This window comes from Herbaspirillum lusitanum, from assembly GCF_026127345.1.
GTDB lineage: Bacteria > Pseudomonadota > Gammaproteobacteria > Burkholderiales > Burkholderiaceae_D > Herbaspirillum > Herbaspirillum lusitanum.
The window spans coordinates 86,297-101,242 of record NZ_QXFG01000004.1 but is presented as its reverse complement, the minus strand read 5'-3'; the positions used below and the strand labels follow the sequence as shown (position 1 = coordinate 101,242).

The window sequence follows — 14,946 nt, the reverse complement described above, 5'->3', positions numbered from 1 at the left end:
CGGAGGTCGGCGACTGAATGAACTGCGTCGTCGTCGACTGCTGTTGAATACTTCCTGAGAAAAACTGAAGGAAGAGGCGAGCCTTGTCTGCGGCACTTGCAGGAAATGGCTGTGGCTGCTTCGTTCCCGACCTGACCAGGTTGACCATGCCACAATGCGCAGGGGCCCGCCGGCAGGAATTGTACCTCATCTGTGCAGCCGGCGCGAGCGCTGTTCGCGCAGACAGGATAATTGCAGCGCACACCAATGCGCCGCAACGCAGACAAATTAAATTCCCAGCTCGTCCCAGATGCCGTCCACGCGCTTCTTGACGGCGTCCGTCATGGCGATGGTCGTGCCCCATTCACGGTTGGTTTCACCAGGCCACTTGTTGGTGGCGTCAATCCCCATCTTGCTACCGAGGCCGCTGACCGGCGAGGCGAAGTCGAGGTAATCGATCGGCGTGTTGTCCACCATCACAGTGTCGCGCACCGGATCGACGCGCGTGGTGATGGCCCAGATCACTTCCTTCCAGTCGCGGATATCGACGTCTTCATCGACCACCACGATGAACTTGGTATACATGAACTGGCGCAGGAAACTCCATACGCCGAACATCACGCGCTTGGCGTGGCCGGCGTAGGACTTCTTCATCTGCACCACCGCCATGCGGTAGCTGCAGCCTTCCGGCGGCAGGTAGAAATCGGTGATTTCGCTGAACTGCTTTTGCAGCAGCGGGATGAACACTTCATTGAGCGCCACGCCAAGCACGGCCGGTTCGTCGGGCGGTTTGCCGGTATAGGTGGAGTGATAGATCGGATCGCGGCGCATGGTGATGCGGTCGATGGTGAAAACCGGGAACCAGTCCTGCTCATTGTAGTAACCGGTGTGGTCGCCGTAGGGACCTTCGAGCGCATGTTCGTAGCCGGAAGGATGAGGGTTTTCAGCGCTATCCGGGTAGATATGCCCTTCCAGCACGATCTCGGCCGAGGCCGGCACGCGCAGTTCGCTGCCGATGGCCTTGACCAGCTCGGTGCGGCTGCCGCGCAGCAGGCCGGCGAACTGGTATTCGGACAGGCTGTCCGGCACCGGCGTGACTGCGCCTAATATGGTAGCGGGATCGGCGCCGAGTGCGACCGCGATCGGATACGGTTTGCCGGGGTTGGCGATGCAATGTTCGCGGAAATCGAGCGCGCCGCCGCGATGGGCCAGCCAGCGCATGATGACCTTGTTGCGGCCGAGGACCTGCTGGCGATAGATGCCGAGATTCTGGCGCTTCTTGTTGGGGCCTTTGGTGATCACCAGGCCCCATGTAATAAGAGGAGCGACGTCGCCCGGCCAGCAGTGCTGGATCGGCAGGCGGTCGAGGTCGACGTCGTTGCCTTCCCACACGATGTCCTGGCACGGCGCCGAACTACGCTCCTTGGGGGCCATGTCCCACAGCGACTTGACCAGGGTGCCGAGACCCATGACGTCCTTGAAGCCTTTCGGCGGCTCGGGCTCTTTCAGCTTCGCCAATAAATGGCCGATGCGTCTTAATTCGCCGACATCTTCCGCCCCCATGCCCAGCGCCACGCGACGCGGCGTGCCGAAAAGATTCGCCAGCACCGGGATATTTTTGCCCTCGACCTTGTCGAAAATCAGCGCCGGACCGGAGGCGCGCAAGGTGCGATCGCAGATTTCAGTGATTTCCAGGTAGGGCGAAACGGGTGTCGAGATGCGTTTTAATTCGCCGGAAAGTTGCAACTGCGAAATAAAATCGCGTAAATCTGAATATTTCATTTTTTTTCGCTGGATTTCTGTAATACAGCCCTTAGGTGAGGTAGACCGGGCAAACGGTTGATTCTATTGATTTTTGGCGGCATACCCCTCCAAAAGTCAGACTTAAAAGTTATATTAAATCGATTTAATAGTATTGACTTGATATAAAGTGGCTTCTACAATTCGGCCACCTTGATTAAAGGAGCCGGGTCAGGAACCCGAATCAGCTCACAAGGTTTCACGGGAACGGGGTCCCACTGACATTTTAAGGAGTGTTGTCAAAAGGCGTCAGCCTTCTCCCCCGAACATGGTTGTCTTGCACTGCACAGGAGCCACCGGCCCTGCAGTAACCGCAAACAACCCCAAGCTTGCCGTAACGCCTTGCGACGGCAGTTTTTTGATTGTGATGCATGTAGCCAGTAATCCGGTTTTCACTCTTGGCCGGTTTTGCCCTATGTAATTTGCAATATTCAGGAGGTTCAATGTTAAACCAACCCATAGAGGCGCCGTTAAGCGCCGCCTCGGATATGGTTGACCAGTCGGCGCAATGGGCGAAGTCCATTCAAAGCCGCATCGGTCGCTTTTTTACCGCAGCGCACTATGCCCTGACCTTGGTCGGCATCGCTGCACTGTTCGTTCTGGGCATGATGTTCTTCAACCCGGATTTCGCCGACAAAATCATCGCCCTGTCGCCCTTCTCGGACGGCCAGGTTGAAGAAGCAGCGCCGGAAGCGCCGCCGCTGACCAACCTGATGGATACGCCGGCGCCTGCCCTGACCGGGGCGGCAGCAGCGGCCATCCCGCTCAGCGATGAAGAGCGCAAGATGCTCGGCACACCGCGTCAGCAGAAGCTGGTGACCAACTGGCTGTCGAAGCGTTACCGCGTTGCCGGCGACGCCACCGACATGCTGGTGTCCGCTGCGTACCTGACGGCACGCGACATCAAGCTCGATCCGTTGCTGATCCTGGCGGTGATGGCAATCGAATCGCGCTTCAATCCGTTCGCGGAAAGCCCGATGGGCGCACAAGGCCTGATGCAGGTCATGTCCAAGGTCCATCACGACAAGTTCCAGGAACTGGGCGGCGTCAAGGCGGCGCTCAATCCGGTCGCCAACATCAAGGTCGGTTCGCTGATCCTGAAGGAATACGTAACACGCGGCGGCTCGGTGGAAGCCGGCCTGAAGAGCTACGTCGGCGCAGCCGAGATGGACAACGACGGCGGCTACGGCCTCAAAGTCCTGTCCGAATATCAAAACCTGAAGGAAGTCGCGGTCGGCAAGAACATCTCGATCTTCACTACCGCGCTGATCAAGCCGGCACCGCGTCCCGCCGCACCGGCAGCGCCAGTGCAAGCCAAGCCGACCGCTGTCGGCGACATGGCTTCGGCAGCGCAAAAGAAGCAAGGTGCGAACGTGACCGAAGAAATCGCCGCGCTGTAAATACTGCAGCAACGCAAATGAAAAAGGAGCCGAGCGGCTCCTTTTTCATTTTCTGCGGATCAATGTCCTCGGCTAAATCTTCCTCGGATTACGCCGCCTTGCGCTCCGCCAGATATTTCTCAAGGCGCCGCACCGCTTCCTGCAAATTCTCCATCGACGTGGCGTACGACAAGCGGATATAACGATGCGCCGTAGCCGGACCGAAATCGAGTCCCGGCACCAGCACCACGCCTGCCTTGTTGAGCATGTCGATGGTGAAGGCGTCGGCGTCGTCGCTGAGCGCGCTGCAGTCGGCGTAAACATAGAACGCGCCGTCCGGCATCACCGGCACCGTGAAGCCGAGACGTTCGAGTTGCGGCACGATGTAATCGCGGCGGCGCTTGAATTCGGCCTTGCGTTCTTCGTACAGTGCAATCGACTCCGGCGCGAAGCAGGCGATGCCGGCGTGCTGCGCAATCGATGAAGCACAGATGAACAGGTTCTGCGCCAGCTTCTCGACTTGCGGCACCAGGCTTTCGGGCAGCACCAGCCAGCCGAGACGCCAGCCGGTCATGTTGAAGTACTTTGAAAAGCTATTGATGACGATGACGTCTTCGCCGAGCGACAGTGCCGAGAATGGCGCGCCTTCGTACGACAGGCCCTGGTAGATTTCATCGACGATGGTGAAACCATTTTTCTCGCGCACGACGTCGACGATCTTCTTCAATTCATCGGGCAGGATCGAGGTGCCGGTCGGATTCGACGGCGACGCCAGCAATACGCCCTTGGTTGCCGGCGACCAATGTTCCTGAACCATGCCTGCGGACAACTGGAAGCGATGTTCCGGTCCGCTTTCGATCAATTTGGCGCTGCCTTCGAAGGCGGCGACGAAATGGCGGTTGCACGGATAAGACGGATCCGGCATCAACACTTCAGCGCCCTTCTCCACCAGCGCCGCGCAGGCAAGCAACAGGGCCGCTGAGGCGCCCGCTGTGACGATAATTCGCGACGGCGCGATGTCCAACCCGTACACCCGCCGATAATGGGCTGAGATCGCTTCTCGTAAAGCCGGCAAACCGGTTGCCGAGGTGTATTGCATCTTGCCGTCGGCCATCGCTTGTGTCGCAGCGGCAACAACGGCGGGGGCGGCAGTGAAATCAGGCTCGCCGATGCCCATGTGGATGATGTGATGGCCTTGTTGCTCCATGGCAGCGGCCATCTTGGCCAGCTCCATCACATGGAAGGGCGCGATGTTTTGCAGGCGGGAGGCAAGATCGTGAAAGCTCATGGGATTGTGCGGTAGGACGAAGCGGAACGAACGAGAAGGAACAAGCGCGAAGGTCAGCAAGAACTTTGCCGGACGCTGCCATGGATGCATCAATGCATCAGCAGCGTCGGCTTAAACGAACGACGACAAACCAACGACGACGGATCAGCGGCGGCCGGCGCCCACTTCGACTTCGCGCGCCTTGGCGGCGAAACGGTCGAGCACGCCGTTGACGTACTTGTGACCGTCGATGCCGCCGAACGACTTGGTCAGTTCAACGGCTTCGTTGATGACCACGCGATACGGAATCTCGAGATTGTTCTTCAGTTCGAATGCGCCGATCAGCAGCGCTGCGTGTTCCACCGGCGACAACTCCGTGATGGAGCGGTCGATCAGCGGCGCCAGGTCGGTGCGCAGTTCCGGCGCCTGTTTGATCGCGCCGTACAGCAGCACGTCGAAATGCTCGGCGTCGGCCTTGTCGAAACCGTGCGCTTCGCGGATGTGCGCTTCGATCGCGCCGGCGTCTTCATTGTTGAGCAGCCATTGATACAGGCCCTGCAATGCGAACTCGCGGGCGCGGTGACGCGGCGTACGGTTCTTGCTCGGGTTGGCGTGTTGGATTTTATTGGTCATGATGAAAATGAGGAAACCGGGTCAATACAAAATCGAAACAGACGCGCAATCAACAATCGATTGCGCCGCCGGCCGTCGCTGCACATGCAACAACGACCGGCCGGCCTGCCTGCTTATTCTTCTTCAGCCACTTGCGCGAGTTCGTCCAGCGCCAGCGACAGGTTGGCCATCTCGACGGCGACGCGGGCGGCGTCGGCGCCTTTGACCGCCATGCGCGCTTCGGCCTGTTCGTCGTTCTCGGTGGTCAGCACGGCGTTGGCGATCGGGATGCCGGCATCGAGGCCAACGCGCGTGATCCCTGCGCCGGATTCATTCGAGACCAGTTCGAAGTGATAGGTCTCGCCGCGGATCACCGCGCCCAATGCGATCAGCGCATCGAACTGGTCGGTCTCGGCCATCTTCTGCAGGGCCAGCGGGATTTCCAGCGCGCCCGGCACGCTGACGTGGAGGATGTCTTCATCCTGCACGCCGAGATGCTTGAGCTCCGCCAGGCACGACGCCAGCAAACCGTGGCAGACGTCTTCGTTGAAACGCGCCTGGACGATGCCGATACGCAAGCCATCGCCATTCAGATCCGATTCGTATGTACCAATAGTCATGGCTTTTCCTTATACGCAAACTTGCGTTGTGTGAGTGTGATAGTGCCGCGATGCGTTGCGGTCGGTACTGTCGGTCAGGCGTCCGGCTTGGCGCGATAGCCGGTGACTTCGAGGTTGAAACCGGTCATCGACGGCATCTTGCGCGGGCTGGCCAGCAGCTGCATCTTGCACACGCCGAGATCCTTGAGGATTTGCGCGCCGATGCCGTAGGTGCGCAGATCGAGGCGGTCGGCGCGGGCCGGCTTGGCCGCCTGCACGTTATTGAGCGCAGTGAACTGGGCAAACATCTGGTCGGCCGATTCTTCGCAATTGAGCAGCACCACGACGCCGCTTGGCGCCGCCTTGATCGCGGCCATGGCCGAGGCCATGTTCCACGAGTGCGTCGTCGCTTTGGTTTCGAGCAGGTCGAGGATCGAGACCGGCTGATGCACGCGCACGAGTGTTTCTTCACCCGGACGAATGTCGCCATGCACCAGCGCCAGGTGGGCGCCGCCGCTTGGCGTGTCGCGGTAGGCGATGGCCTTGAACGACCCGTGCACGGTGTGCATCTCGCGCTCGGCGACGCGCTCGATGATGCTTTCGTGCTGGCTGCGGTAATGGATCAGGTCGGCGATGGTGCCGATCTTGAGCTTGTGTTCTTCGGCGAATTCGAGCAGGTCCGGCAGACGCGCCATGGTGCCGTCGTCCTTGAGGATTTCGCAGATCACGGCAGCCGGCGTCAGGCCCGCCATCTGGGTCAGGTCGCAACCGGCTTCGGTATGGCCGGCGCGCATCAGCACGCCGCCCTTTTGTGCGCGCAGCGGGAAAATATGACCAGGCTGCACGATGTCGGCCGGCGTCGCATCCTTGGCGGCCGCAACCTGAATCGTGCGCGCACGATCGGCGGCGGAGATGCCGGTGGTGACGCCTTCGGCGGCTTCGATCGAGACGGTGAAATTGGTGCCGAACTGGGTGCCGTTGCGGGTCGACATCATCGACAGGTCGAGACGGTCGCAATGCTCTTCGGTCAGCGTCAGGCAGACCAGGCCGCGCGCATGCTTGACCATGAAGTTGATGGCTTCGGGCGTGACGAAATCGGTGGCCAGCACCAGGTCGCCTTCATTCTCACGATCTTCTTCGTCGACCAGGATGACCATGCGTCCGGCGCGCAGTTCGGCGACGATTTCTTCTGTTGTTGCGATAGGCATAACGATTTCCTCAGTAGCCCCGTATTTTAAAGGATTTGCGGGCGATTTTTTGCCTGATTGCCGGCATGGGCAGGCAAGGACGGCCCGGATGCCGGCTTATTCCAGCGTCACCAGTTGCGTATGCGACAAGGCTTCCATCAGCAGCGCCGGATCGCCCAGCGCCAGCCGCCTGGAATCCGACAAGGTCTGGCGGAAGGCGCGCGCGCCCGGCAGGCCGGCCATCAGGCCCAGCATGTGGCGGGTGATGCTGTTCAGGCGCAGGCCCTTGCCGCCATCGCCGTGCGCCGCCAGTTGCGCGCGCGCGTATTCCACCATCGCCGCGATGACGTCGTTGCGCGTGGGCTGCAGGCCGCCGTCGAGCTGGCTGTAATAGCGCGCGTCGAAGCCGGCCATCAGGAAGGGATTGTGATACGCCTCGCGGCCGAGCATGACGCCGTCGACGTGCTGCAAATGAAGGTCGATTTCAGCCACGGTCTTGATGCCGCCGTTGATGAGGATTTCCAGCGCCGGGAAGTCTTTCTTCAGCCGGTAGGCGTACTCGTACCTGAGCGGCGGAATCTCGCGGTTTTCCTTGGGGCTCAGGCCCTTGAGGACGGCATTGCGGGCGTGCACGATGAAGGTCTTGCAACCGGCTTCGGCGATCGTGCCGACAAAGTCGCGCACGAAATCGTAGGACTCGACGTCGTCGATGCCGATGCGATGCTTGACGGTAACATCGATGTCGACGGCGTCGCGCATTGCCTTGACGCAATCGGCGACCAGTTTCGGTTCAGCCATCAGGCAGGCGCCGAATGCGCCCTTCTGCACGCGCTCGGAAGGACAGCCGCAGTTGAGGTTGATCTCGTCATAGCCCCATTGCCGGCCCAGCCTGGCGCTCTTGGCCAGATCCTCGGGCTCGCTGCCGCCGAGCTGCAGGGCGACCGGATGTTCTTCTTCATTGAAATTGAGATGGCGCGGCACGTCGCCGTGCAGCAAGGCGCCGGTGGTGACCATTTCGGTGTACAGCCAGGTGTGCCGCGTGATCTGGCGATGGAACAGCCGGCAGTGCCGGTCGGTCCAATCCATCATGGGCGCAACGCTGATTGTTCTTGGTCCGTAAGACATAACACCTATCCAAAATGAGCAACGACATGGGCCTGCGACGCTTTTTACGCTCCGCCGGCTGCACTAAAGCAATCCGCCCGAATACGCACCACGCGCCGCACGCCGCAAATAGAAAGCCCGCAACGTTTGCACGTTGCGGGCTGGTGTCCCCTCTATCCTCTGTGAGATAGGATTTTTATACTGCGGGGGTGATTCTGCACCACAAACCAGCATTCGTCATTTCGCAACGCACAATTTAAGTGCTTATCTGTTTTTCAGCGCTGAAAAACGTTTGCGGACGTTCCAATTTTGCAACGCTTCTTTCGCCTTCATCGCGCAAATGCATGTCGGCAGGCAAAAACAAGCAAAAAGATTCAGGTAAAAAAAAACCCGCTCACCTTTCGGTTGCGGGCTTAAATCCAATTCTTTAGGAGGAAATTGGAGGAGACAAGTGTAACTATATCGCACCGCATCATAGTCGTCCGCTTTATTGTGCTGATATCAGGTATTCACAAAACCAATATCAGCACGGCGTTACTGCTCCTGCATCTTCCTCATCGCTGACAGCAATTACGCGTCGCGCGATGCCTTCTTGCGCTCGTGTTCCTTCAGGAAACGCTTGCGCAGGCGAATGCTCTTCGGCGTGACTTCGACCAGTTCGTCGTCGTCGATGAATTCAACCGCGTATTCCAGCGACATTTCGATCGGCGGAACCAGGCGCACCGCTTCGTCGGTACCGGACGAACGGACGTTGGTCAGTTGCTTGCCCTTGATCGGGTTCACGACCAGATCGTTGTCGCGCGAGTGGATGCCGATGATCATGCCTTCGTAGACCGGATCGTTGTGGCTGACGAACATGCGGCCGCGGTCTTGCAGTTTCCAGATCGCGTAAGCAACGGCTGCGCCGTCGTCTTGCGAAATCAGCACGCCGTTGCGACGGCCGCCGAGTTCACCCTTGCTGTTGTCAACAGGAGCGTATTCGTCGAACACGTGGCTCATCAGGCCGGTGCCGCGTGTCAGCGTCATGAATTCGCCTTGGAAGCCGATCAGGCCGCGTGCAGGGATACGGTATTCCAGGCGGACGCGACCCTTGCCGTCCGGTTCCATGTTTTGCAGATCGCCGCGACGACGACCGAGTTCTTCCATCACGCCGCCCTGGCTGGTTTCTTCGACGTCGACAGTCAGGTTTTCATACGGCTCGTGGCGCACGCCATCGACCATCTTGAACACCACGCGGGGACGCGACACGGCCAGCTCATAGCCTTCGCGACGCATGTTTTCGATCAGGATGGTCAGGTGCAATTCACCGCGACCCGACACTTCGTAGGTCGAATCGTCGTTCTCGGCTTGCACGACGCGCAGCGCCATGTTGGCTTTCAGTTCGCGGTCCAGACGATCGCGGATCTGACGTGTGGTCACGAACTTGCCTTCTCGGCCGGCCAGTGGCGAGTTGTTGACCATGAAGTTCATGGTCAGGGTCGGTTCATCAATCTTCAGCATCGGCAGGCCTTCGGGCGTGTCCGGTGCACAGATGGTGGAACCGATGCTGATTTCTTCGATGCCGTTGATCAGGACGATGTCGCCGGCCAGCGCTTCGTCGACAATCACGCGATCCAGGCCGCGGAAAGTCAGCACTTGGTTGATGCGCGCCTTGGTTGGCTTGTCGTCGGGACCGTTCATCCAGATCACGTCTTGCAGCGCTTTGACGCGACCGCGCAGGATACGGCCGACGCCGATCTTGCCGACGTAGGACGAGTATTCCAGCGAAGTGATTTGCAATTGCAGCGGACCGTCCGGGTCATCTTCACGCGCAGGAACGTGTTCCAGGATCGCGTCGAACAGCGGCTCCATGTTGCCGTCGCGGACGGTGTCTTCGAGGCCGGCGTAGCCCTTGAAGCCCGATGCGTAAACGATGGGGAAATCCAGTTGCTCGTCGGTGGCGCCCAGCTTGTCGAACAGTTCGAACGTGGCGTTGACGGCCTTTTGCGGATCGGCGTTTTCGCGGTCGATCTTGTTGACCACGACGATAGGCTTCAGGCCCAGCGCCAGTGCCTTACGTGTCACGAAGCGCGTTTGCGGCATCGGACCTTCTTGCGCATCGACCAGCAGCAGCACGCTGTCGACCATCGACAGCACGCGTTCGACTTCGCCGCCGAAGTCGGCATGGCCCGGGGTGTCGACGATGTTGATATGGGTGCCCTTGTATTCAACGGCGCAGTTCTTCGACAGAATCGTGATGCCGCGTTCTTTTTCGATATCGTTCGAGTCCATCACGCGGGCGTCAACCTGCTGGTTGTCGCGGAAGGTGCCCGACTGACGCAACAGTTGGTCGACGAGAGTGGTTTTGCCATGGTCAACGTGGGCGATGATGGCGATGTTACGAATAGCGCGTTTATTGTTTGACATGATTGAATTGAGTTGGTCTGCCGAATCCGAAGGGCCTGGGGAGGCCCTGAAAGGCGCGCATTATAGCATGTTGCGACGCACGAACTTTAAAAAGCCTAATAATTTCAAAGAGTTGCTGTACACAATACAACTGGCTCGCACAGCGAAAATTGCGCTATTCCGACAAGGTCGAAATCAGCCGTTCCGGCGCCAGTATGCCGAATTCCTGCATCAGTCCGGTGCCCAGAAGGCGCCCGCTGCTTTCCTGATAAACCCTTGCCCGACCTGACTCTGCGGGCAATGCAATACCTTCTTTACCGAGCGCCAGACGCTGACCGTGCAGGAAGCGCTGAGTCAGCACGTCCGTCAGCATCACCGCCGGAAACGTCCTCAGCAATCCGTCTACCGGCAACAGCGCTTGCGTGCGTTGGCCGTCTTCCAGTGCGATGAATTCATCGAGCGTGACGCTGCCGTCCAGCGTCAACGCGCCCACGCCGGTGCGACGCAATTGCTGCAAATGGGCGCCGCAACCGAGCGCGGCGCCGATGTCTTCACCGAGCACGCGAATGTAGGTGCCTTTGCTGCACAACACGCGAATGCGCAGGAACGGCGCTTCATACGACAGCAGCTCCAGCTGATGAATCGTCACCGGCCGCGCCTCGCGCTCCAGCGTGATGCCGGCGCGGGCATATTCATACAGCGGCTTGCCGTCGCGCTTGAGCGCGGAATGCATGGGCGGCACCTGGTTGATCGGTCCGCGGAATTTTTCCAGCACGGCTTCGATCTGTTCCGGCGTGACGTCGACGGCCTTGGTGCTCAGCACTTCGCCTTCGGTGTCGCCGGTACTGGTGACGATGCCGAAATGGACCACGGCTTCATAGGTCTTGTCGGCTTCCAGCAAGTCCTGCGAAAACTTGGTCGCCTCGCCGAAACACAGCGGCAGCAAACCGGTCGCGAACGGATCCAGCGTGCCGGTATGGCCTGCCTTCAGGGCATTGAGCAAACGCTTGGCCTTGATCAGGGCATCGTTGCTGGACCAGCCGACCGGCTTGTCCAGCAACAGCACGCCATGCACGGGCACGCGCGGCGCTCTTGGCGGCCGGGATGATGGGGGCGATGATTGCGCCATGATTGTGTAGTCCGGGAATTTCCTGAATCGATGCGCTTGAATCAAGCAACGACGTTTTCCGGCGGGCGGGTGCGCGACGCACACGCGCCGCAATTTATCCCGCTTGCTCAGCTCTCGTCGGCATCCTTGGCGCGGGTGGCATTGGCCTCGTCGATCAGGCGCGACATTTCAATGCCGCGCGCCGTCGAGTTGTCATGCACGAAATGCAAATCGGGCAAGGTGTGGATCGTCAAACGACGTCCCAATTGGCCACGCAGGAAACCGGAAGCCTTCGAGAGGCCGGTCACCGTATCCTGGATCGCCTGCTTGTCGTCCTTCAGGGTCGTGAAGAAAACCTTGGCATGCGCATAGTCCGGCGTCACTTGCACTTCCGTGATCGTGACCATCCCCACACGCGGGTCTTTCAACTCGAATGCGATGATTTCCGACAGATCGCGCTGGATCTGGTCGGCGACGCGCAAGCCGCGCCCGGGAATGGATTTGCTGTGTTTTGCCATGCTGGGAAACTGACCTCGGCCGACGCGCCAAAGCGGGACGGCATAAAAATTCTGTGATGCTGTTGAATGAAACAAGGCGGGTGTTTGCTGCGCAGACACCCGCCCTCGTGACGACTGAGAGAATTACAAAGTACGCGCGACTTCCTGCACTTCGAAAATTTCCAGCTGATCGCCTTCCTGGATATCGTTGTAGTTCTTCAACGACAGACCGCACTCGAAGCCCGATTTGACTTCCTTGACGTCGTCCTTGAAGCGCTTGAGCGAATCCAGCTCGCCGGTCCAGAGCACCACGTTGTTGCGCAGCAAACGGACTTGCGAACCACGCTTGACCAGGCCTTCGAGCACGTAACAGCCGGCGATCGAGCCGACCTTGCTGACCACGAACACCTGGCGAATCTCGACCAGACCCAGGGCCTGTTCGCGCTTCTCCGGCGACAGCATGCCCGACATCGCCGCTTTCACTTCATCCACGGCATCGTAAATGATGTTGTAGTAGCGGATGTCCACGCCATTGGCTTCGGCCAGCTTGCGGGCGGACGCGTCGGCACGGGTGTTGAAGCCGATGATGACCGCCTTCGATGCCACCGCGAGGTTGACGTCGTTTTCGGAAATGCCGCCGACCGCTGCATGCACCACCTGAACACGCACTTCGGCGGTGGACAGTTTTTGCAGCGATTGCACCAGCGCTTCCTGCGAACCTTGCACGTCGGTCTTGATGATCATCGGCAGGTTCTTGACCTCGCCTTCGGCCATCTGGTCGAACATGTTTTCCAGCTTCGCTGCCTGCTGCTTGGCCAGCTTGACGTCGCGGAACTTGCCTTGACGGAACAGGCCGATTTCACGCGCCTTGCGTTCATCGGACATGACCACAACTTCTTCACCGGCGCTCGGCACTTCAGTCAGGCCCTGAATTTCAACAGGGATCGACGGACCGGCTTCGGTGATGCTCTTGCCGCTTTCGTCCAGCATTGCACGGACGCGGCCGTAAGCCGAACCCGCCAGCACGACGTCGCCGCGCTTCAGGGTACCGGACTGCACCAGGATCGTGGCGACAGGGCCGCGGCCCTTGTCGAGCTTGGCTTCGATGACCAGGCCCTTGGCCGGGACGTTGATTGCCGCTTTCAATTCCAGCACTTCGGCTTGCAACAGCACGTTTTCCAGCAACGAGTCGATGCCTTCGCCGGTCTTTGCAGACACGGAGATGAATGGCGCTTCGCCACCGTATTCTTCCGGTACGACGCCTTCGGCAATCAGTTCCTGCTTGACGCGGTCCAGATTGGCGCCCTGCTTGTCGATCTTGTTGATCGCCACGACCAGCGGCACGCCGCCGGCCTTCGCGTGAGCGATCGCTTCCTTGGTTTGCGGCATCACGCCGTCGTCGGCAGCCACCACCAGAATCACGATGTCGGTTGCCTTGGCGCCACGGGCACGCATCGCGGTAAACGCTTCGTGGCCCGGAGTGTCGAGGAAGGTGATCATGCCGCGCGGTGTTTCCACGTGGTACGCGCCGATGTGCTGGGTAATGCCGCCGGCTTCGCCGGATGCAACCTTCGCGCGTCGGATGTAATCCAGCAGCGATGTCTTGCCATGGTCGACGTGGCCCATGACGGTAACCACAGGCGCACGCGCCAACAGTTCCGCGTCAGGATGCTCAACGCCTTCTTCCAGCAATGCTTCCGGATCATCCTGCTTGGCTGCATGCGCGCGGTGGCCCATTTCTTCCACCACGATCATGGCGGTTTCCTGGTCCAGCACCTGGTTGATGGTGACCATCTGGCCCAGCTTCATCAGATGCTTGATGACTTCGGAAGCCTTGACGGACATCTTGTGGGCGATCTCGGCGACGGTGATCGTTTCAGGAACGTGGACGTCCTTGACGATCGCTTCGGTCGGCGCCTGGAAATTGCTTTCGTGGTCGTCGTGATGCGAATTGCGGCGGCCCTTCGGACCTGCACGCCAGCCGTCGCGACCACCGGTGCCGGTGTTGCCGCGCGTCTTCATGCCGGTGCCGCGCTTCTTGGCGTCGTCCTGCCAGGTCGACGAGACGTTGGCCGACTTGATCGACTTCTTGTCGACTGCAACCGGCGCCTTCTTGTCGTCTTTCTTTTCACCAGGCTTCTTGTCGGCAGGCTTGTGCAGCGTGCCTTCGGAAGTCTTGGTTGCAGCGACGGGTGCAGGCTCGGGAGCCTTGATCACGCGGCGCGGCGCATTCATCATGGCCTTGATCTGGGCGACTTCGTCTTCCACGACCTTGCGGGCGCGGTCGGCGGCAGCTGCGCGGTCGGCGGCTTCCTTGGCGACCTGGGCAACCTTCTTCTTGGCTTCCTCGGCGGCAGCGCGCTTCTTCTCGTCAGCGGCGGCGTCTTCTGCCGATTTCGCTACGGGAGCAGCAGCACCGGCGCTCGGCTTGGCCTTGTCGGCAGTTTCTGCAGCAGCCTGGCGGGCTTCTTCTTCCGCCGCCTGCTTGGCTTCCTGTTCGGCCTTCTGCGCTTCCAGTTCGGCCGCCCTGGCTTCCGCGGCGCGCTCCGCTTCGAGTTGCGCCAGACGTTCCTGCTTCTCGCGCAGTTCAGCTTCCTGACGTGCGATCAGCTCTTCCTGGTGACGCGCTTCTTCCGCGCTTGGCTCGGGTTCGACCTGATCGATCGAAGCGGTTGCCGGCTTGCCGGCTTCGTCCGCAGTCGGTTCGTCGCGCTTGATGAAGGTGCGCTTCTTGCGCACTTCGACCTGGATAGTGCGCGACTTGCCCGTGGAATCGGCCTGTTTGATTTCGGTCGTTTCCTTGCGGGTCAGCGTGATTTTCTTCTTCTCGCCTTCCGGAGCTGCGCCACGCACGCGGCGCAGATGCTCCAGCAAACGGTCCTTGTCTTCTTTTGACAAAGGATCGGACTCGGAGCTCTTCTCAACTCCTGCAGATCGCAGCTGGGTCAGTAGCAAATCCGCCGGCATTTTCAGCTCGGTGGCAAATTGGGCTACGTTGTTACTTGCCATTCAGTCCTCTTTTCTATGTG

At 59.8% G+C, this 14,946-nt stretch carries 11 protein-coding genes and 1 other RNA gene; 1 reads left to right on the top strand and 11 read right to left on the bottom strand.

Annotated elements, in window-relative coordinates; translation table 11 throughout:
• Positions 1 to 72 precede the first annotated feature (72 nt).
• Together ffs and ubiD are read right to left on the bottom strand one after the other, a co-directional pair.
• Positions 73 to 171: signal recognition particle sRNA small type (gene ffs, locus DXT88_RS03740), an RNA gene on the bottom strand.
• Positions 172 to 267: 96 nt separating this feature from the next.
• Positions 268 to 1,761: a 4-hydroxy-3-polyprenylbenzoate decarboxylase gene (gene ubiD, locus DXT88_RS03735; protein WP_016836163.1), complete on the bottom strand. Its 1,494-nt coding sequence runs from the start codon at positions 1,759 to 1,761 to the stop codon at positions 268 to 270.
• A 461-nt stretch (positions 1,762 to 2,222) separates the two neighbouring features.
• On the opposite strand from ubiD, the gene DXT88_RS03730 reads away from it, so the two are divergent.
• Positions 2,223 to 3,179, top strand: a complete 957-nt coding sequence (locus tag DXT88_RS03730; RefSeq protein WP_265211669.1) for a lytic transglycosylase domain-containing protein — start codon at positions 2,223 to 2,225, stop codon at positions 3,177 to 3,179.
• Between the two features lie 88 nt (positions 3,180 to 3,267).
• Here the strand turns inward: DXT88_RS03730 and DXT88_RS03725 are convergent, their stop codons facing one another.
• The 9 genes from DXT88_RS03725 to infB form a co-directional block, all read right to left on the bottom strand.
• Positions 3,268 to 4,446 (bottom strand): pyridoxal phosphate-dependent aminotransferase, encoded by a 1,179-nt coding sequence (locus DXT88_RS03725; RefSeq protein ID WP_265211668.1) that lies wholly within the window; start codon positions 4,444 to 4,446, stop codon positions 3,268 to 3,270.
• 144 nt (positions 4,447 to 4,590) lie between these two features.
• The gene (gene nusB / locus DXT88_RS03720; protein WP_265211667.1) at positions 4,591 to 5,058 is read right to left on the bottom strand and encodes a transcription antitermination factor NusB; all 468 of its coding nucleotides are present in this window, start codon (positions 5,056 to 5,058) and stop codon (positions 4,591 to 4,593) included.
• A gap of 113 nt (positions 5,059 to 5,171) precedes the next feature.
• Positions 5,172 to 5,657: a 6,7-dimethyl-8-ribityllumazine synthase gene (gene ribH / locus DXT88_RS03715; RefSeq protein WP_016836167.1), complete on the bottom strand. Its 486-nt coding sequence runs from the start codon at positions 5,655 to 5,657 to the stop codon at positions 5,172 to 5,174.
• 74 nt (positions 5,658 to 5,731) lie between these two features.
• A complete protein-coding gene (ribBA, locus tag DXT88_RS03710) occupies positions 5,732 to 6,844 on the bottom strand; it encodes a bifunctional 3,4-dihydroxy-2-butanone-4-phosphate synthase/GTP cyclohydrolase II (protein WP_265211666.1) in 1,113 nt (370 codons plus the stop codon).
• A gap of 96 nt (positions 6,845 to 6,940) precedes the next feature.
• Positions 6,941 to 7,948, bottom strand: a complete 1,008-nt coding sequence (dusA, locus tag DXT88_RS03705) for a tRNA dihydrouridine(20/20a) synthase DusA (RefSeq protein WP_265211665.1) — start codon at positions 7,946 to 7,948, stop codon at positions 6,941 to 6,943.
• 549 nt (positions 7,949 to 8,497) lie between these two features.
• Positions 8,498 to 10,333: a translational GTPase TypA gene (gene typA / locus DXT88_RS03700; RefSeq protein WP_016836171.1), complete on the bottom strand. Its 1,836-nt coding sequence runs from the start codon at positions 10,331 to 10,333 to the stop codon at positions 8,498 to 8,500.
• A 154-nt stretch (positions 10,334 to 10,487) separates the two neighbouring features.
• Entirely contained in the window at positions 10,488 to 11,441 is a 954-nt protein-coding gene (truB, locus tag DXT88_RS03695; protein WP_265211664.1) for a tRNA pseudouridine(55) synthase TruB, read from the bottom strand.
• A 107-nt stretch (positions 11,442 to 11,548) separates the two neighbouring features.
• Entirely contained in the window at positions 11,549 to 11,938 is a 390-nt protein-coding gene (rbfA, locus tag DXT88_RS03690; RefSeq protein ID WP_265211663.1) for a 30S ribosome-binding factor RbfA, read from the bottom strand.
• 123 nt (positions 11,939 to 12,061) lie between these two features.
• On the bottom strand, positions 12,062 to 14,926 hold the full coding sequence (gene infB, locus DXT88_RS03685; protein ID WP_265211662.1) for a translation initiation factor IF-2: 2,865 nt from the start codon (positions 14,924 to 14,926) through the stop codon (positions 12,062 to 12,064).
• Positions 14,927 to 14,946: the final 20 nt, after the last annotated feature.

What these genes read in the sequence shown, in the direction of transcription:
- typA (WP_016836171.1), bottom strand. Translation starts at nt 10,333, where the DNA reads ATGTCAAACAATAAACGCGCTATTCGTAACATCGCCATCATCGCCCAC.
- ribBA (WP_265211666.1), bottom strand. Translation starts at nt 6,844, where the DNA reads ATGCCTATCGCAACAACAGAAGAAATCGTCGCCGAACTGCGCGCCGGA.
- ribH (WP_016836167.1), bottom strand. Translation starts at nt 5,657, where the DNA reads ATGACTATTGGTACATACGAATCGGATCTGAATGGCGATGGCTTGCGT.
- ubiD (WP_016836163.1), bottom strand. Translation starts at nt 1,761, where the DNA reads ATGAAATATTCAGATTTACGCGATTTTATTTCGCAGTTGCAACTTTCC.
- dusA (WP_265211665.1), bottom strand. Translation starts at nt 7,948, where the DNA reads ATGTCTTACGGACCAAGAACAATCAGCGTTGCGCCCATGATGGATTGG.
- infB (WP_265211662.1), bottom strand. Translation starts at nt 14,926, where the DNA reads ATGGCAAGTAACAACGTAGCCCAATTTGCCACCGAGCTGAAAATGCCG.
- truB (WP_265211664.1), bottom strand. Translation starts at nt 11,441, where the DNA reads ATGGCGCAATCATCGCCCCCATCATCCCGGCCGCCAAGAGCGCCGCGC.
- rbfA (WP_265211663.1), bottom strand. Translation starts at nt 11,938, where the DNA reads ATGGCAAAACACAGCAAATCCATTCCCGGGCGCGGCTTGCGCGTCGCC.
- DXT88_RS03730 (WP_265211669.1), top strand. Translation starts at nt 2,223, where the DNA reads ATGTTAAACCAACCCATAGAGGCGCCGTTAAGCGCCGCCTCGGATATG.
- DXT88_RS03725 (WP_265211668.1), bottom strand. Translation starts at nt 4,446, where the DNA reads ATGAGCTTTCACGATCTTGCCTCCCGCCTGCAAAACATCGCGCCCTTC.
- nusB (WP_265211667.1), bottom strand. Translation starts at nt 5,058, where the DNA reads ATGACCAATAAAATCCAACACGCCAACCCGAGCAAGAACCGTACGCCG.